The sequence below is a fragment of the Sphingomonas sp. genome, from assembly GCF_019635515.1.
GTDB lineage: Bacteria > Pseudomonadota > Alphaproteobacteria > Sphingomonadales > Sphingomonadaceae > Sphingomonas.
Window position 1 is genome coordinate 1,546,874 of sequence record NZ_JAHBZI010000001.1, and the last position, 18,533, is coordinate 1,565,406.

Here is an 18,533-nt window from a genome sequence, read left to right on the forward strand (position 1 = left end):
GCCGCTGCGAAGCGGTGGGAAGGGTGAGGACAGGGTATCCAACTATCCTCACCCTCCCGCCGATTTCATCGGCTCCATCCCTCTCCCAAAGGGGAGAGGGACAGCAATTGACCGGCCATATTAAGGGGGTAAGACGGCGCATCCGAATTCCTAGGGGAATCTACTGATGCGTCTCTCGCTCCTTGCCACCACCTTCCTCGCCGCGCCGGTTCTGCTCGGCGGCTGTACGCACACCGCGGCGCCCGTCACCGAGGCCGCGCCCGTTGCCGAAGCGGCTCCCGCACCCGAGCCGGCTCGCCCCAAGCCGACCTTTGGCGATTTCGGCTTCGACGAGACCGGCATGGATCGCGCGATTGCCCCCGGCGACGATTTCTACGGTTATGCCAACGGCACCTGGGCGAAGAACACGCCGATCCCCGCCGACAAGTCGAACTATGGCGCGTTCAATCTGCTCGCCGATCTCTCGCAGGAGCGCACCCAGGGCATTCTCAAGGAAGCGCAGAACGATCCCAACTCGAAGATCGGCACCACCTACGCGACCTATCTCGATACCGCGACGATCGACGCCAAGGGTCTCGCGCCGATCAAGCCGTGGCTGGACCAGATCAAGTCGGTGAAGAACAAGGCCGGCCTCGCCGCGCTCTATGCCCAGGCCGACCGCAACGGCGTGGGCGTGCCGTTCGGCGCCGGCGTCGGCCAGGACGACAAGGAGCCCGAATCCTATGCGCTGTTCCTCAACCAGCGCGGCCTCGGCATGCCCGATCGCGACTATTACCTGTCGAAGGATCCCAAGCTCGCCGAGACCAAGGCCGCCTATCTCAAGCATTTGACCAACGTCCTGACGCTGGCCGGCGAGCCCAATTCCGCGGCCCGCGCCGCCGCGATCGTCGCGTTCGAGACAAAGATCGCCGAAGTCCACTGGACCCGCGTCGAGAGCCGTGACTCGAACAAGACCTATAACAAGATGACGGTCGCCGCCCTTCAGAAGTCCGCGCCGGGCTTCGACTTCAAGGGCTATTTCGCCGGCATCGGCGCGCCGGTCGATTCGGTCGTCGTCGCGCAGCCCAGCGCCGTCACCGGCATCGCCAGGCTGATCGCCGCGACGCCGGTATCTGTGCTCACCGATCAGTTGCTGGTCCGCAGCCTCGACAGCTTCGCGGACGTGCTGCCCAGCGCCTTCGACCAGGAGCATTTCGCGTTCTTCGGCACCGTGTTGTCGGGCCAGCCCGAACAGGAAGCCCGCTGGAAGCGCGGCGTCGATTTCACCACCGGCGTCCTCGCCGACGAGGTCAGCAAGCTCTACGTCGCCAGATATTTCCCGCCCGAGACCAAGGCCGCGGCGGATCGTCTGGTCAAGAACGTCATCGCCGCGATGGACGCCCGCATCGAGCAGCTCGACTGGATGGCGCCCGAAACCAAGGTGAAGGCGCATGCCAAAATGGCCGCCTTCGTCCCCAAGATCGGCTATCCGGATCGCTGGAAGGACTATTCGTCGCTGTCGATCGTCGCGGGCGACGCCTTCGGCAACAATCTCCGCGCCAACCAATGGGCGCATGAGGAGAATGTCGGTCATCTCGGCAAGCCGCTGCAGCGCTGGGAATGGGGCATGACCCCGATGACCGTGAACGCCTATGCCAATCCGGGCATGGTCGAGATCGTGTTCCCAGCCGCGATCCTCCAGCCGCCCTTCTTCGATCCCAATGCCGACGACGCGGTCAATTATGGCGGGATCGGCGCGGTGATCGGCCACGAGATCAGCCATCATTTCGACGATCAGGGCGCCAATTACGATATGCACGGCCGCCTCACCGAATGGTGGACTCCGGCCGATACCAAGGCGTTCAAGGCCCGTACCGACGCGCTCGTCGCCCAGTACGACCAATATGAGCCGCTGCCGGGCATGCATGTGAAAGGCGCGTTGACGCTTGGCGAGAACGTCGCCGATCTCGCCGGCCTCACCGTCGCCTATGACGCCTATCACAAGGCGCTGGGCGGCAAGGACGCGCCAGTGATCGACGGCACGACCGGCGATCAGCGCTTCTATCTCGGCTGGGCCCAGGTCTGGCGGCGCAACTATCGCGAGGCCAACCTCCGCCAGCGCCTGCTGACCGATCCGCACAGCCCGAGCATCCAGCGCACCTGGGTCGTCCGCAACCTCGATCCCTGGTACAATGCCTATAATCCGGCGCCGGACGCCAAGATGGTCCTGCCGCCCGAGAAGCGCGTCCGGATCTGGTGACTTCATACTCCCTCTCTCCTTCGGGGGAGAGGGAGATTTGCTTGACCGCCGCCCTTGCCCGGCACACACGAGCCGCATGGCGTCCTTGCCCCTCGTCCCCGCGAAAAACTCCCGCGCGTTGTTGCCGCTCGCGGCCGCCATCGGCGCCGGCTTCCTCGCCGCCGCCATAATATTGCTGACCCTCAACGATCGTGCGGTCGCGGTCGGATTCGTCGGCGCCGGCATCCTTGCCGCCGGCGGCCTCGTCGCCGCGCGCAGGCTGTTCGCGCCCGACACCACTGCGGAAGGGCCGACCGACTGGGCCGTCGCGCATGCCCTCGCCGCCGCCTCGGACGACGCGCTTGCCGTTACCGACCGCGCCGGGCGCCTGGTCTGCGCCAACAGCCGCTACGAAGCGCTGTTCGCCGGCTGGCCGACCCCGCCGAGCCTGCCGGTCAGCGATGTATCGGTCACCGCGCTTGGCACCGCCGCCCGCGCGGCGTGGCGCGATGGCGAGGGCAGGGCCGAGAACGTCCAGGTGTTCGGTTCCCCCGTTTCGGTGCGGGTCGCCCGCGTCGGCGAGGAATCGCTGGTGTGGCGTTTCGTCGGAGTCCAGGCGCTCGATCTCGCCGCGCAGATGGAATCGCTGATCGATGGCGGCACCGGTGACCGTCTGGGCAGCGCCGGGATCATGACCGTGATGGTCACGCCGGAAGGGCGCATCCGCTCGGCCAACCGCGTTTTCCGCCTCCGCGCTCTCGGCAATGCCGACACTCCGGCAGAGGGCCGCGACTTCGCGCGTTTCCTGATCACCGACAGCATGGGGCTGGTCCGTTTCGAACGCGAAGGGCTGAACGGCACCCCCTTGCGCGTCCTTCAGATCCCGTTCCTCGATGGCGACGACGCGCCGATGCTGGTGACCTTGCTCGATGAGGAGCATGGCGCCGCCGCGGCCCCCGCGATCGGTGGCAGCGCCACCGCCCATGTCCGCTCGCTGATCGCCCTGCTGCCTTCCGGGCTGGCGCTGATCGATCGCGACGGGCGCTTCGTCAACATGAACGACGCCTTCGTGAAGGCGACCCGCGTCAACGCCGCCGCGCCGCCGCTTTATCCCGGCGACCTCGTCGTCCGCGAGGACAAGGCCGCGCTCGCCGATGCCGTCCGCCGCTTCGCCGGCGGCGCCGCGCAATCCGCCGAGATGACGATCCGCCTCCAGGACGCGCCCGAGGAGCCGGTCGCGATCACCATCGCCGGTGCGCGCGGGCTGGGCGACGCTGCGGTGCTGATCAGTCTCAAGGATTCGGGCGAGGAGGGCAAGCTCAAGCGCCAGGTCGCGCAGGCGACCAAGATGCAGGCGGTCGGCCAGCTCGCCGGTGGCGTCGCCCATGATTTCAACAATATCCTCACCGCGATCATCGGCCATTGCGACCTGATGCTGATGCGCCATTCGCCCGGCGACGGCGACTATGACGATATCCAGCAGATCCGCGCCAATTCGAACCGCGCCGCCAGCCTGACCCGCCAGCTTCTTGCCTTCTCCCGTCAGCAGACACTGCGCCCGCAGGTTCTCCAACTCCCCGACGTCATCTCGGAGGTGTCGAACCTGCTCAAGCGCCTGCTCGGCGAAACGGTCGTGCTGGACGTCAAGCATGGCCGCAATTTGGGGCCGGTCCGTGCCGATCCCGGTCAGCTCGAACAGGTCGTGGTCAATCTCGCGGTCAACGCCCGCGACGCGATGCTGTCGGCCAATCCCAGCGGCGGCACGCTGACGATCGAGACGATGGCGGTCCCCGCCGCACAGGTCCGCCAGATGGACGACGATGTCCTGCCGGTGGGCGATTACACCGCGCTGCGTATCGCCGACACCGGCACCGGCATTCCGCACGATATCCTGCCCAAGATCTGGGAGCCGTTCTTCACCACCAAGGAAGTCGGCAAGGGCACCGGTCTCGGCCTTTCCACCGTCTATGGCATCATCAAGCAGTCGGGCGGCTTCATCTTCGCGGAAAACCAGCCGAACAGCGGCGCCGAGTTCACCATCTATCTGCCGGTCCACGCCGCCGCCGAAGCCACCGTCGCGCCCAAGCTGCCGGCCGCCAGGGCCAAGCCCGCCGACACCTGGGGCACCGGCACGATCCTGGTCGTCGAGGACGAAGACATGGTCCGCGCCGTCGCCGAGCGGGCATTGGCGCGGCAGGGCTATACCGTCCTCACCGCCGAGAATGGCGAAGCCGCGCTAGAGTTGCTCGATACGATCGAGAAACCCGACCTGCTTGTCAGCGACGTGGTGATGCCGTTGATGGACGGGCCGACCATGGCCCGCCACATCCGCGCCAAATGGCCCGATCTGCCGATCCTGTTCATGTCGGGCTATGCCGAGGAACAGCTGCGCAGGTCGATCGACCTCGACAATGTCGCCTTCCTGCCGAAACCCTTTTCGGTTCAGCAACTTGCTGAGGCCACCCGCGACGTTCTCGTAGCGAAATAAGCGCTTGGCGTAACGAATCTTATCTGCAATTGGGCGAAACATGCCCGGCAAGAATATCCTCATCGTCGAGGACGAACCTCTGATCGCGATGATGCTCGAGGACTTCCTCGACGCTCTCGACCATCGGGTCGCAGGCACCGCCGACACCGTCGCCGCCGCGCTCGATCTTGTTGGCGAATGCGACGCGGCGATCCTCGATGTGAATCTGCGCGGCGGCGAGACCAGCTGGCCGATCGCCGACAAGCTCGCCGAAGCCGGCATCCCCTTCGTCATCGCCACCGGCGGAGGCGGGGACAGCATCGCCGAAGCGCATCGCCACCGCCCGGTGCTCTCCAAGCCGTTCACGATGGACGCGGTCGAGAAGGTGCTCAACGCGCTCGGCTAGCGCGCTATTGCCACTGCGCCAGCAGGTCCTTCAGCGTCTGATTCTGCGGGTCCAGCTTCACCGCGGCTTCCAGCGTCGCTCGTCCGCCCGCCTTGTTGCCGGTCAGCGTCTGGGCGATCGCCTTGCCGCCCATCATGCTCGCTCGCGCCTTGGGGCTGATATCGGTGTCGCCGCTCAGATAGGTATCGGCGAAGGAGATGATCGGCGCGTAATTTTTCTGCTGCATCAGCGTCGCGACGTATTCGCTCGACAGATCATGATCGCCGGGTGCGATCAATAGCCCCTTGGTATAGGCGGCCAGCGCCTTGTCGAAATTCTGGCTCTCGTAATTCAGCCAGCCGACCGCATAGGCGAGCGCATTAAGATCGAGCAGCTTGAAGGTGAATTTGGTGCCCGCCGGATATCCGGGAACTGTTTTGCCCGCTCCAGTCAGCTCGGTGAAGCGCAGATATTGGAGATAGTCGAACACCGCTACTTCCGCGCCGCACCGCGCCGGCTGCGGCATCGTTGCGGGGATGGCAGCAAAATACGCCTCGAGCTTGGGCAGGTATTTCCGCGCACCGGCGATATCCCGCGCCTTCATCAGTTCAAAGGCAGCCTTGAGATCCGGTTCGAAGGCAGCGGTGCGCGCCTCGAGCGTGGTACAGGCATCGGCGGCATGGGCAGCGGGCGCCGCCAGCAGCATGGCTGCAACCAAAGTGAATAGGCGCATCTTCAATCCCCCCTAATCGATCAAGCGTACCACATCCCCGATCCGCACAAATCCCTTCTTCGCCGGCGCGGCATAGGTGCCGTAATTATTGCCGAACTGCTGGGCGACCGTCCGCAGCACCTTGGGCTCGCGCACTGCCGTATCCGGATGGATCGTCACCATCGCGCAGCGCTGGATTCCCTCGGTTATCAGTAGCTCCGCACCATCCTCGCCGAACGCGATCCGCTTGCCCGCCCATTCCATCTGCGAATGATCGCTCTCGATGACGATATTCGCGCGGAACCGTCGCATATCCAGCGCCGAACCATGCGCGGTCTCGACCCAGTGATGCGCGGCGGTGGTCACCACCGATACCGGCATCGAATCGAAGCAACCGATCGCCAGCTGGATCAGCCCGATCGGCGCACCCGCCGCCGCCGCCAGCCGCTCCAGCAATTCGGGATCGTCGACAGTGCCGTGCCAGCCATCGGGCGCGGTGACTTCGACCTTCGCCGTCTTCGGCGCCTGCGGATCGGCAAAGCGCGCCGCATGCAGCACCATTTCCGACACGTCCCGCCCGGTCAGCCATGGAAAGCGCGAGCCGCTGTCGCGGAAGAAGAACGCATATTGCCGGTCGCCCTCCACGCCCTGCCAATCGATCTCGGCAGTCTCCAGCGGCTCGCCGGCCATCGACTTGACCGGAAAGCGGTTGAGCGCAGCGACCGTGCCAATGATTTCCCCCATGGCCGCTGGCTAGCGTGGGGGATGGGGAGGGGCAATTGCACGCTCGCGAAATTATTTTTTGTTCCGCTCTTGTTCTATGAGAACAAACACGATACGAAGCCGTCAACAGCAACGATTACGGTAGACATCTTCAAGTGGCGAGGGCATCGAAAATGGCAGCATCCCTGAAGGTCATCGACAATAATATGGCTCCCAGCACCGAAAAGCAGAAGGCGCTTGAAGCCGCCCTCGCTCAGATCGATCGCGCGTTCGGCAAGGGCAGCGCGATGCGTCTCGGCTCGAAGGAGGCGATGCAGGTCGAGGCTATCTCGACCGGGTCGCTCGGCCTCGACATCGCCCTTGGCGTCGGCGGCCTGCCGCGCGGCCGCGTCATCGAGATTTACGGCCCCGAAAGCTCGGGCAAGACCACGCTGGCGCTGCACACCATTGCCGAAGCGCAGAAGACCGGCGGCGTCGCCGCCTTCGTCGATGCCGAGCATGCGCTCGATCCGGTCTATGCCAAGAAGCTTGGCGTCAACATCGATGAGCTGATCGTCTCGCAGCCTGATACCGGCGAGCAGGCGCTTGAAATCGTCGATACGCTGGTTCGCTCCAACGCCATCGACGTGCTGGTGGTCGATTCGGTCGCCGCGCTGGTGCCGCGCGCTGAAATCGAAGGCGAGATGGGCGACAGCCATGTCGGTCTTCAGGCCCGCCTGATGTCGCAGAGCCTGCGCAAGCTCACCGGCTCGATCGCCCGCTCGCGCTGCATGGTGATCTTCATCAATCAGCTGCGCATGAAGATCGGCGTGATGTACGGCAATCCCGAGACCACGACCGGCGGCAATGCGCTCAAATTCTACGCTTCGGTCCGTCTCGACATCCGCCGCACCGGCCAGATCAAGGATCGCGACGATATCATCGGCAACACCACCCGCGTGAAGGTCGTCAAGAACAAGGTTGCGCCGCCGTTCAAGCAGGTCGAGTTCGACATCATGTATGGCGAAGGCGTCTCGAAGATCGGCGAGATCCTCGATCTTGGCGTCAAGGCCGGGCTGGTCGAGAAATCGGGCGCATGGTTCAGCTATGATAGCGTCCGCATCGGCCAGGGCCGCGAGAACTCCAAGACCTTCCTCAAGGAAAATCCGGAGATCTGCGCCCGCCTCGAAAAGGCCATCCGCACGCGCACCGAAAAGGTCGCCGAGGAGATGATGACCGGCCCCGAACCCGATGCCGAGGGCAGCGAGGACGATCTCTGAGGTTCAATGAACAAGGCCGCGACGGTGCTTGCCCGCACCGGACCAGCGGTCACGGGGTGGCCGGTTTGGCTGGAGGTGAAATGCCCTTGGGCGTTTCTCGATCGTGCGAGGCATGATCGACCCGGCGGAAACGGCCAATTTCCCATCGGAGACCCGGCGCATTGCCCTGCGTCGGGTCTTTCCGTTTGTGTCGCGGCTGCGCAGCTTTGTGTCACGAAACGCGGGAAAAGTGTGAAGCCAAGCGCGGATCGTCACGGTTTCGGCGGGCCGGCGGCCAGATGCTGATGGTAGAGCCGCAATCCGCGAAACAGCGCGCCGGGCACGGTGGTGACATGGGTGTCGTCGGGAAAGCGCGCGAATTGCCATGCCGGCGCCAGCTGCGGAGCCATGCTCTCGAGACGTTCCATCTGCGCGAGGTAGGCCGGCATGTCCGCCGCCATCGATACGAACACGAACGGCGCCTTGGCGTCGCTGCTGCCCTTGGCGCGGCTAGCGATCCGGCCCATGATCTCGTTGTCCGCCCAGGGCAGAGTCGGGCTGATCGCGATATAGCCGTCGAACGCCGGCAGCCGCCGGTGCCAGGCATCGAGCGCGAACAGCCCGGCTAGTGAATGCCCGATCAGTACGGCGCGCCCGTCAGTCCTGAAGTCCATATTGATCCGCGGCACGATCCCGCCGGCCAGAAGCGCGGCAAAGCGATCCGCCTGGCCCGATGCGCCCTCGGCGTCGCTGGCCGCGCGCACAGGTGTGAAGTCGCGCCGCCGCGCCGCCGGATTGACGCTGTCGATTCCCACCACGATCATTCCCGGCGCGCCCTCGAAGACGCTGAGGAACCGCGCCGCCGCCACCGCGCCGGGGAACAGCCCGCGGCCATCCAGCACATAGGCGACGGGATAGCGGGTGGCGCCGGACCGCTCGTATCCCGGCGGCACGCTTATCCACACCGCGCGGCGTTCGCCCTGACCGGGTATCTCGATCGTGAGCGCGCTTTCCGTGCCGATCAGATGGTCCTGGGCGTGGGCGGCTCCGGGAATGCAGGCAAGGCAGGCTAGGGGAAGCAGCGGCCGGTGCCAGCCCTTGATCATGTCATGCTCCTGTCCTGCCGATGGTGCCGCGACGCGCGCAACTTCGCGCACTCGGGCAGGCTTGGCAACGGTGGCGGGATCGGCGAAACCACATGGGGATCGCGTCTCGTCACCCGGCGCGACGACGTCCGCCTCGCCGCATCAAGGAACGCGCATGATCCTCGTCCATCATCTCGAAAACAGCCGTTCGCAGCGCATCCTGTGGCTGCTCGAGGAACTCGGCCTCCCCTATGAAGTGAAGCGCTATGAGCGGAACAAGCAGACGATGCTCGCTCCGCCCGAGCTCAAAAAGGTCCATCCGCTCGGCAAGTCACCGGTCATCGAACATGATGGCCGCGTCATCGCCGAGACCGGCGCGATCATCGAATATATCGTCGAGCTCGCCGATGGCCGCCTCGGCGCCCCCGCGCACCGCGAGGATGCCCTGCGCTACCGCCACTTCCTCCATTATGCCGAGGGTTCGCTGATGCCGCCCTTGCTCCTCAAGCTGGTGCTCGCTCGCGTGCCCCTGTTCGGCAAGACCGCGCAGCGGAAGATCAAGCCGATGATCGACGTCCATCTCGACTATGTCGAGAGCGAACTCGCCAGGCGGCCCTGGTTCGCCGGGCAGGAGATGACCGCGGCCGACATCATGATGAGCTTCCCGCTCGAAGCGGCGGTCGCCCGCGCCGGCGCCACCGAAGGCCGCCCGCACATCGCCGCCTGGCTGGAGGAGATCCATGCCCGGCCCGCCTATCGCAAGGCGCTCGAAGTCGGCGGGCCCTATGCCTATGCGTGAGGTGCGCTAGACCAGCGCGAACCCTGTCGCGATGGTGAGCAGCCCGGCACCATGTCGCGATCGTCCCGCGGCGGCGCGCGCGGCGCCGCCGAAAGCCCGACCGCGATAAGGGCCGTCGGGGCTCCTGTCGCGGCCTCGCCTCAACCCTTCGGTCCGTCCTGGAAACTGGTGGCGTCGGCGGTCACCGGCGGCTGCATCCCCGCAACCGTTGCTTCCGCGGCTTCCGGCGGATCGAGCTGCCCCTCCCAGCGCGCCACAACCACGCTGGCGACGGCGTTGCCGATCACGTTGGTGGCGGTGCGGCCCATGTCGAGGAAGTGATCGACGGCGAGGATCAGCAGGATGCCCGCCTCGGGAATGTTGAAATGGGCGAGCGTGCCGGTGATCACCACCAGGCTGGCCCGCGGCACGCCGGCAATGCCCTTGCTGGTGATCATCAGGATCAGCAGCATCTGGATCATCGTCGGCCAGTCGAGATGGATGCCATAGGCCTGCGCGATGAAGATCGACGCGAAGGTCATGTACATCATCGAGCCGTCGAGATTGAACGAATAGCCCAAGGGGAGCACGAAGCTGGCGATCTTGGGCGGCACGCCGAAGCGGTCGAGCGCGTCGAGCGTGCGCGGATAGGCCGCTTCGGAGGATGCGGTCGAGAAACCGAGCAGGATCGGATCGCGCAGATAGCGGATCAGCGTGCCGGTGCGGCGGCCGATGAACAGGAAGCAGGCGCCGAGCAGCACCGTCCACAGCACCGCGAGGCCGATATAGAAGCTGCCCATGAAGAAGGCGAGGTCGCCGATCACGCCCAGCCCCTTGGTCGCCAGCGTCCGCGCCACCGCGCAGAACACCGCCACCGGGGCGAACAGCATCACATAGCCGGTCACTGTCAGCATCACCGCCACCAGCGATTCGAGCCCGCGCACCAGCGGCGCACCCTTCTCGCCGACCGCCGCCAGGCCGACGCCGAAGAACAGCGAGAAGATGACGAGCTGGAGGATGTCGTTTGTCGCCATCGCGTCGATCGCGCTGGTCGGGACGATGTGGATGAAGAATTTGGCGACATCGAAGCTCGAACGGTCGACGCCGCTGCCCGCCGCCGCGTCCGGCAGCGGCAGGTTGAGGCCGGTGCCGGGGTGCAGGACGTTGACGAGGATCAGGCCCAGCGTCAGCGAGACGAGGCTGGCGCAGACGAACCACAGGAACGCCTTCAATCCCACGCGCCCGATCGCGCTGCCGCCGCCCATATGGGCGATGCCGACGACGAGGGTGGAGACCACCAGCGGCGCGATGATCATCTTGATCAGATGCAGGAACATCTGGGTGGGAATGTCGAGATAGCCGGCGATCGCCGCCAGCCGCGCGGTCCCGGCTTCGCCCATCGGCGCGTAGTAGGTGTTGAGCCCCCAGCCGAGCAGTCCGCCGAGCAGCAGCCCGGCAATGATCCACCATGTCAGTCGCTTACCCACGCATCCCCCTTGGGCTCCCGGCCCTGATTTGATTGCCGCCTAGGAAGGGGATTGCGCGCGCCGGGTCAAGCGCCGTTTGGCAGTCGCCCGCCGCGCCAGCCGCTGTGCGCCGTCGCCAGATCGCGCGCGGCGGCGACCTTCGCGCCCAGCTTGCCCTGCGCCTGCCCGCGGATCGCCAGCGCGACCGGGTCGAGCGGGCGGCGCTTGAGCGAGGCGTCCGCCGCCGCCAGCGCGCCCGCCGCATCGCCCTTGGCCAGCAAGGCCGCCGCCACGTCGCGCCGCACCGGGTACCACCAGATCGGCGGATCGGAGGCGTCGGAAAAGGGCTTGGCCTCCTCGACCGCCGCCGCCGCCGCGAAGAGTTCGGCCGCCTTGGCATGCTTGCCCTGCAGCATCGCGATGCGCCCTTCGAGCACGCCGCGGGCAATCGCCGACAGGCTCGCATAGCGGCCGTTCTTGTCGCCCTCCATCTTTTTGGGGATCGCCAGCCCCTCGCGGCGAATCGCCGCCACGTCGCCCTTGCGGGCAAAGGCTTCACCGCGCGCATAATGCCACAGCGCCCGCGCCAGTGAGCGGTCCCTGGCCGGCTCGGCGATCGCCAGCATCTCCCCGGCGGGAGCGAAGCGCGCCACCGCCATATAGGCCTCGCCGAGCACGATCTGGGTGAATGGCGGCAGCTCCTTCGCCCGCTCCGCCATCGCGATCATCGGCCGCGCCAGCTTGAGCCCAACCTCGGCATCGCCAGCCATCAGCGCGCCGCCCAGCCCGAAATGCACATTATGTCCGTGATAGAGCAGCTTCCACTCGGCATCCTCGCCGCTGAGCTTCTCGATCCTGGTGTCCGTCACCAGCCCGATCTCGGCGGCACGGAAGTTCACGGTCGCGGCGTCGCCATAGCGCCCGATCCAATAGTAAGTGTGCGAGGGCATGTGGACGAGATGGCTCGCTGCGGGCGCGACCACGCCCAGCCGGTCGGCGAATTTCTCGGCGCGCGCCGGGAAGCCCGATCCCTCGGTGGCGTGGATATAGAAATGGATCGCCGGCGCGTAATCGGGATTGCGGCCCAGCACCGTCTCCAGCAGCTCCACCGGGCGCTTGAGGCTGGTCTCGTTCCAGTCATCCGCCGCGATCATCGCCGCGTCGGCCGCCAGCGTCGCCAGCGCATCGTCGCCGGGCGCCAGCCGCGCCATCTTGTCCATCGCATCGGCGAAGTCGCGATTGCCCGTCGCGCCGACATAGCGCAGCTTGAGCGCGCCGATCAGGTTGCGCTCGCGCACCGGCGCGTTGGCGGCAAGCTTCTCGGCGTCTTCCACCATCGCCGCCAGCGTCTTGGCCTCGTCGGGCTTGATCCCGTAATTGATCGTCGGGCCCGAAGACCATGCCTCGCCCCAGGCGCACATCGCGCATTCGGGATCGAGCCGCCGCGCTTCCTGGAAAGCGCGGATCGCCGCCTTGTGGGCGAATGCGTGCGCCAGCTGCATGCCATTGTCGAAGAACGCCTGCGCTTCGGCGCTTCTGGTGGTGATCCTGAACCCGCCCGGGCCAAAGCCCTTGAGCAGTTCGGTCGCGCCTTCCGCCGCCGAGAAATCGCCGCCGCACCAGCGCCCTGCCGGCGCCACCGCCGAATAGGGTACCGGCGCCGCCGTGCTTCCCATCAACAATGCCATCGGAGCCAGCATCAACCGTCGCATCGCGCATCCCCCCAATTCCCTGACACACAAGGGAAGGGATTGCGGGGCATTGGTCAAGCGCCCTATCAGCGGGCGGCAATTATCTCAGGGGAGGAAAGACGATGAATTCCGAACGTGGCGCTTTCCCCATTCCCCGCCGCCGCATGCTCCAGGCCGCCGCGCTTGCGCCTTTGGTGATGACCCCCGGCCTCGCCCGCGCCTTCGACGAGCCCGACCTCCAGGACATGACCGGGAACGCGCAGCCGATCGGTCCCGAGGAGCGCAAGGCGCGCATCGCCCGCGCCCAGAGGCTGATGCAGGCCAACGGCATCGGCGCGGTGCTGATCGAGCCGGGATCGTCGCTGATCTATTTCACCGGCGTCCGCTGGGGCCGCAGCGAGCGGCTGACCTGCGTGGTGATTCCGGTCGAGGGCGAGCCGTGCATCGTCACGCCGTTCTTCGAGGAGCCGTCGGTCCGCGAGAGCCTCGCCGTGCCCGCCGAGGTCCGCGTCTGGCAGGAGGATGAGGACCCGTTGAAGGTCGTCGCCGGCTTCCTCAAGGACCGCAAGCTCGGCAACCGCCCGGTCGGGATCGAGGAGACCAACCGCTATTTCATCGTCGACGGCCTGCAAAAGGCGCTGCCCACGGCCAGGATCGTCTCGGCCAACCCGGTCGTCCGCGGCTGCCGGATGATCAAGACCGCGCCCGAACTGGCGCTGATGCAGCTCGCCAGCGATGTCACCGTCGCCGCCTATCGCTGGACCCATTCGCGGATCGAGGCGGGGATGACTCCGCGCGACATCGCCGCCCTGATGAGTGCCGCGACCGCCAGGCTCGGCGGAACCAACGCCTGGAACCTGATCCTGCTCGGCGAGGCCGCGGCCTATCCGCATGGATCGGGCAAACCGCAAAAGGTCGTCCCCGGCGAAGTCGTGCTGATGGATTGCGGGTGCAGCGTGCAGGGCTACCAGTCCGATATCTCGCGCAGCTTCGTGTTCGGTGAGGCGAATGCGCAGCAGCGCAAGGTGTGGAACCAGGTCGCGCGCGGCCAGCAGGTCGCGATCGAGGCCGCGCAGCTCGGCCGCTCCGCCGGCAGCGTCGATGATGCGGTCCGCCGCTATTATGTCAGCGAAGGCTATGGCCCTGATTACAAGCTGCCCGGCCTGTCGCACCGCACCGGCCACGGCATCGGTATGGATGGCCATGAGCCGGTGAACCTGGTGCGCGGCGAAAAGACTCCGCTCGCGCCCGGCATGTGCTTTTCGAACGAGCCCGGCATCTACATCCCCGGCAGCTTCGGCATCCGCCTCGAGGATTGCTTCCACATGACCGAAAGCGGCCCGAAATGGTTCAGCACGCCGCCCAAATCGATCGACAAGCCCTTCGATTGAACGGCTTGAGATCGGTAGCGTGGATGCTACGCTGCCGGAATGATCACATCTTTGCTCTCGCTCGCTCTGTACGCCGCCGGCGCGCAGGATCCTGAAGTCCGCATCGAGGCTTATCCGGCCAGGGGCTATATTATGCGGATCGCCGATCATGCCGCGGATCTCGATCTCGTCGCATCGCTGACCCGTCTGGCGGAGGCGAAGTGCGGCGCCAAGCTGAAGCCGCGCTTCGGCAAGTTCAATTACGATAACATCATTGGCGAAGGCGGCGCGCGGATGTTCAAGAACCACACCCAGCGCTTCGAATGCTACGATCCCGCCAACGACCCTTACAAGCCGGCCCCCGCCGACTGGAAGCCGAGCGAGCGGGACAACGCCGATCTCAACGCCTTCGCGCAGCGCTTCATGACCGCGATCGACAAGGGCGATGCGGCAACCGGCATGCCGATGATGGAGGCGAATCTCGAGATCACCAACAAGGAGTGGATGGATACCACCCAGCGCCTGCGCGAGCATGCCGGCGGGCCCGGTAAGTGGACGCTGAATGTCGTCGGCTGGGCGAACAATCCCGAGGGCACTTCGCACCCGGGCACCTATGCCTTCGTCACGATCGACGGCAGCTATCCCAGGCTCAACGCCTATTGCGGCTATCTGCTGATCTATCGGGACGGGCTTGGCCGTTATTGGGTTTCGCAGCGCAGCATAAAGGTCGTGCCCCAGGCGTGGGTCGATAACGGTTCGTTGCCGGCGGACCAGGTGAAGGATTTGTGCAAATCCTGAGTATCCGCTCGGCCGGTGATCGGGGCGATTGAATGCGAGCGCTGGCCGGCATCGTCTTCTTTCTGACCGCCGTCGCGGAATCGTTCGCGTTGGGCGCCTATTGGCCCGGCGACACCGGAATGGTCCTCGGGCTGATGGCGATGCTGGCGCTCAGTTTCGTGGCGGTGCTGGTCCATGAACTAGGCCATGCGGGCGCGGTATGGGCGCTCGGCGGTCGCGTGCGGCGCATCGTCGCGCTGCCGCTCTCGCTGCAATTGCGTCCGCGCAAATGGAGCATGATTTGGCAGCCCAGGGGCGGCGACCTTGGCGGTTATGTCACGTTCGAGCTCAATACGATCGATCGCCATCGCAAGCATGCGCTGATCGCCTTCGCCGGGCCCGCCGCCAATTTCGCCCTGAGCGCGGCGCTCGGCCTCGCGGCGAGCCGCTTGCACCCCGTCTCGCTCATCTGTGCCCTGACGACCGCGCTGGCCATCATGTCCGCCGGCATGGGGCTGGCGAACCTCATTCCCTTCAAGGGCAGCGACGGCGAGGCATTGATCCGCGCCGCGCGTCTCGGCCGCGAGCGGCGTGCCGGTTAGGACGATTGCCGGAGTATTGCGCCACCGTTTCGCTTGAGCGGCGCGGCATCACCCCCTAAGTCGCTGGGCATGACGTCCACGAACGATATCCGCCGCAGCTTCCTCGACTATTTCGAGAACGCCGGGCATGCCCGCGTGCCTTCCGCGCCGCTGGTCCCGCACAACGATCCGACCCTGATGTTCGTCAATGCCGGCATGGTGCCGTTCAAGAACGTCTTCACCGGTCTGGAGACGCGGCCCTATTCGACCGCGGTTTCGGCGCAGAAGTGCGTCCGCGCCGGCGGCAAGCACAACGATCTCGACAATGTCGGCTACACCGCCCGGCACCACACCTTCTTCGAGATGCTCGGCAATTTCTCGTTCGGCGATTATTTCAAGGAACAGGCGATCACCCATGCCTGGACCCTGCTGACCAAAGAATGGGGCATCCCGGCGGACAAGCTGACCGCCACCGTCTACCATACCGACGATCAGGCGTTCGATCTGTGGAAGAAGATCGCCGGCCTGCCCGAGAGCCGGATCATCCGCATCCCTACCAAGGACAATTTCTGGGCGATGGGCCCGGACGGCCCGTGCGGTCCCTGCTCGGAAATCTTCTACGATCATGGTGATCATATCTGGGGTGGCCCTCCCGGCAGCCCCGAAGAGGATGGCGATCGCTTCGTCGAGATCTGGAACCTCGTCTTCATGCAGCATTTGCAGGAAGCCGACGTCATCGTCAGCGATTTGCCGCGGCCGAGCATCGACACCGGCATGGGCCTCGAGCGCGTCGCCGCGGTGCTTCAGGGCGTGCACGACAATTACGACACCGACACCTTCAAGGCGCTGATCGGGGAGAGCGGCGCGCTGACCGGTTCGTCCACCACCGGCGACAATCAGGCCAGTCACCGCGTCATCGCCGATCACCTCCGCGCCTCGGGCTTCCTGATCGCCGATGGTGTGCTGCCCTCGGCCGAGGGGCGCGGCTATGTCCTGCGCCGCATCATGCGCCGCGCCATGCGCCACGCCCAGCTGCTCGGCGCGAAGGATCCGCTGATGCACCGGATGGTGCCGTCGCTGGTCGCCGAGATGGGCGCCGCCTATCCTGAGCTGGTCCGCGCCCAGCCGCTGATCGAAGCGACGCTGCTACAGGAGGAAACCCGCTTCCGCCAGACGCTCGCCAACGGCCTCAAGCTGCTCGACGAGGCCACTGCCACCATGGCTGAGGGCGCTGCACTCCCCGGCGAGACCGCGTTCAAGCTCTACGACACCTATGGCTTTCCCTACGATCTCACCGAGGACGCGCTGCGCGGCCAGGGCATGACCGTCGATCGCGAAGGCTTTGACGCGGCGATGGCCCAGCAAAAGGCGGCCGCCCGCGCCGCCTGGAAGGGTTCCGGCGCCAAGGCTTCGGACGATGTCTGGTTCGACATCGCCGAGGAACTGGGCGGCACCGAATTCACCGGCTATTCGGGCACCGAGGGTGAGGCGCAGGTCGTCGCGCTGGTCAAGGATGGCGCGCGCGTCGATAGGGCCGGGGCGGGGGAGGTGACGATCCTCACCAACCAGACGCCTTTCTATGGCGAATCCGGCGGCCAGATGGGCGATGCCGGCACCATTTCGAACGACAGGCTCTCGGCCACGGTCGACGATACCAGCAAGCCGCTCGGCCGCCTCCATGCGCATCACGCCAGGATCGACAGCGGCGAGCTGGCGGTTGGCGATACCGTGCATCTCACGGTCGATGCCGAGCGCCGCGACCAGATCCGCGCCAACCATTCAGCCACGCACCTCGTCCACGCCGCTTTGCGCAACCGCCTCGGTGGCCATGTCACGCAAAAGGGCAGCCTGGTCGCGCCCGATCGCTTCCGCTTCGATTTCTCGCATCCCTCGGCGCTGACGCCGCGGGAGATCGCCGATGTCGAGGCAGATGTGAACGCCCAGATCCGTCACAACGAAGCCGTCGGCACGCGCCTGATGACTCCCGAGGACGCGATCGCCGCCGGCGCGATGGCGCTGTTCGGCGAGAAATATGGCGATGAGGTCCGCGTCCTGTCGATGGGTCGCGGTGCCGACCGGCATTATTCGGTCGAGCTGTGCGGTGGCACCCATGTCAACGCCACCGGCGATATCGGTCTGTTCAAGATCGTCTCGGAAAGTGCCGTCTCCTCGGGCATCCGCCGCATCGAGGCGTTGACCGGCGAGGCCGCGCGCCTGTGGCTCAATGCCCGTGACGAACGCCTCAAGGAAGCTGCCGCCGCGCTCAAGACCTCGCCCGACGATGTGCCGAATCGCGTCGCTGCCTTGGTCGAGGAGCGCCGCAAGCTTGAGCGCGAGCTCGCCGACGCGAGGAAGGCGCTGGCGATGGGCGGCGGCGGTGCCGCTGCCCCGTCCGGCCCCGAACAGGTCGGCGGCGTCAACTTCATCGGCCAGGTCATCGACGGACTCGATCCCAAGGAACTGCGCGGCGCGGTCGATGAGGCCAAGGGCCGCATCGGTTCGGGCGTCGTCGCCCTGGTCGCGGTCAACGACGGACGCGCCTCGGTCGCGGTCGGAGTCACCGATGGCGTGCCGCACAATGCCGTCGATCTGGTCAAGGCCGCGGTCGCCGCGCTCGGCGGGCAGGGCGGCGGCGGCCGTCCCGACATGGCCCAGGGCGGCGGCCCCGATGGCGGCAAGGGCGCCGAAGCCCTCGCCGCGGTCAGGACGGCGCTGGAGAGCGTGGCGGCATGATCGCGCTGGCGCTCGCGGTGCTGATCCAGCACGAGCCGTTGCCGCGATATGCCGATGCGAAGCGCTGCGCCGCGCTGACGATCGCGCATCGCCGCACATTCGCGGACGACGATCCCGCCGCCTTTGACGTGTCGCTGTTCTGGTCACTCGTCGTCGGCGAGCGTGCCAAGAAAGATCGCGTTCCCCACGCCCGGTTCGAGCGCGAGCTCGCCGACGCGACGGAATCTGCGGCCAGACAACTCGCTGCCCGCGACGCCACGGCGCAGGCGGCGCTGGCCGCCTGCGTCGCGCGGGTGCCGCGCTAAAGGC

General features: G+C 66.2%; 15 protein-coding genes. 10 read left to right on the forward strand and 5 right to left on the reverse strand.

All coding sequences use genetic code 11. The annotated features are described in order from the left end of the window. The first annotated feature begins 166 nt into the window (after positions 1-166). The 3 genes from KF730_RS07770 (at position 167) to KF730_RS07780 (ending at position 5,091) form a co-directional block, all read left to right on the forward strand. Positions 167-2,239 (forward strand): M13 family metallopeptidase, encoded by a 2,073-nt coding sequence (locus KF730_RS07770; RefSeq protein ID WP_294093576.1) that lies wholly within the window; start codon positions 167-169, stop codon positions 2,237-2,239. 76 nt (positions 2,240-2,315) lie between these two features. Continuing rightward, complete coding sequence (locus KF730_RS07775) at positions 2,316-4,706, forward strand: response regulator (RefSeq protein ID WP_294093578.1); 2,391 nt, start codon at positions 2,316-2,318, stop codon at positions 4,704-4,706. A 40-nt stretch (positions 4,707-4,746) separates the two neighbouring features. Continuing rightward, entirely contained in the window at positions 4,747-5,091 is a 345-nt protein-coding gene (locus tag KF730_RS07780; RefSeq protein ID WP_294093580.1) for a response regulator, read from the forward strand. Between the two features lie 4 nt (positions 5,092-5,095). Here the strand turns inward: KF730_RS07780 and KF730_RS07785 are convergent, their stop codons facing one another. Then, the gene (locus KF730_RS07785) at positions 5,096-5,809 is read right to left on the reverse strand and encodes a hypothetical protein (protein ID WP_294093582.1); all 714 of its coding nucleotides are present in this window, start codon (positions 5,807-5,809) and stop codon (positions 5,096-5,098) included. Between the two features lie 6 nt (positions 5,810-5,815). After that, the gene (locus KF730_RS07790) at positions 5,816-6,526 is read right to left on the reverse strand and encodes an MOSC N-terminal beta barrel domain-containing protein (RefSeq protein ID WP_294093583.1); all 711 of its coding nucleotides are present in this window, start codon (positions 6,524-6,526) and stop codon (positions 5,816-5,818) included. Between the two features lie 134 nt (positions 6,527-6,660). On the opposite strand from KF730_RS07790, the gene recA reads away from it, so the two are divergent. Further along, positions 6,661-7,764: a recombinase RecA gene (gene recA / locus KF730_RS07795; protein WP_294093585.1), complete on the forward strand. Its 1,104-nt coding sequence runs from the start codon at positions 6,661-6,663 to the stop codon at positions 7,762-7,764. A 251-nt stretch (positions 7,765-8,015) separates the two neighbouring features. Here the strand turns inward: recA and KF730_RS07800 are convergent, their stop codons facing one another. Further along, entirely contained in the window at positions 8,016-8,900 is an 885-nt protein-coding gene (locus tag KF730_RS07800; protein WP_294093587.1) for an alpha/beta hydrolase-fold protein, read from the reverse strand. Positions 8,901-9,003: 103 nt separating this feature from the next. Between KF730_RS07800 and KF730_RS07805 the strand changes: the two genes are divergently transcribed. Next, positions 9,004-9,627 carry a glutathione S-transferase gene (locus KF730_RS07805; protein ID WP_294093589.1) on the forward strand — a complete coding sequence of 208 codons (624 nt, stop codon included), beginning with the start codon at positions 9,004-9,006 and terminating at the stop codon, positions 9,625-9,627. Between the two features lie 140 nt (positions 9,628-9,767). On the opposite strand, the gene KF730_RS07810 is transcribed toward KF730_RS07805, so the two are convergent. Then, positions 9,768-11,093, reverse strand: a complete 1,326-nt coding sequence (locus KF730_RS07810; protein ID WP_294093591.1) for a dicarboxylate/amino acid:cation symporter — start codon at positions 11,091-11,093, stop codon at positions 9,768-9,770. 65 nt (positions 11,094-11,158) lie between these two features. Continuing rightward, positions 11,159-12,784 carry a hypothetical protein gene (locus KF730_RS07815; RefSeq protein WP_294093592.1) on the reverse strand — a complete coding sequence of 542 codons (1,626 nt, stop codon included), beginning with the start codon at positions 12,782-12,784 and terminating at the stop codon, positions 11,159-11,161. Between the two features lie 101 nt (positions 12,785-12,885). On the opposite strand from KF730_RS07815, the gene KF730_RS07820 reads away from it, so the two are divergent. The 5 genes from KF730_RS07820 (at position 12,886) to KF730_RS07840 (ending at position 18,529) form a co-directional block, all read left to right on the forward strand. Then, entirely contained in the window at positions 12,886-14,154 is a 1,269-nt protein-coding gene (locus KF730_RS07820) for a Xaa-Pro peptidase family protein (protein WP_294093595.1), read from the forward strand. 39 nt (positions 14,155-14,193) lie between these two features. Continuing rightward, a complete protein-coding gene (locus KF730_RS07825; protein ID WP_294093597.1) occupies positions 14,194-14,931 on the forward strand; it encodes a hypothetical protein in 738 nt (245 codons plus the stop codon). 32 nt (positions 14,932-14,963) lie between these two features. Further along, entirely contained in the window at positions 14,964-15,512 is a 549-nt protein-coding gene (locus KF730_RS07830; RefSeq protein WP_294093599.1) for a site-2 protease family protein, read from the forward strand. A gap of 69 nt (positions 15,513-15,581) precedes the next feature. Then, a complete protein-coding gene (gene alaS / locus KF730_RS07835) occupies positions 15,582-18,224 on the forward strand; it encodes an alanine--tRNA ligase (RefSeq protein ID WP_294093601.1) in 2,643 nt (880 codons plus the stop codon). Then, a complete protein-coding gene (locus KF730_RS07840) occupies positions 18,221-18,529 on the forward strand; it encodes a hypothetical protein (RefSeq protein ID WP_294093603.1) in 309 nt (102 codons plus the stop codon). The genes alaS and KF730_RS07840 overlap by 4 nt, the downstream gene beginning before the upstream one ends. The last annotated feature ends 4 nt before the right edge of the window (positions 18,530-18,533 follow it).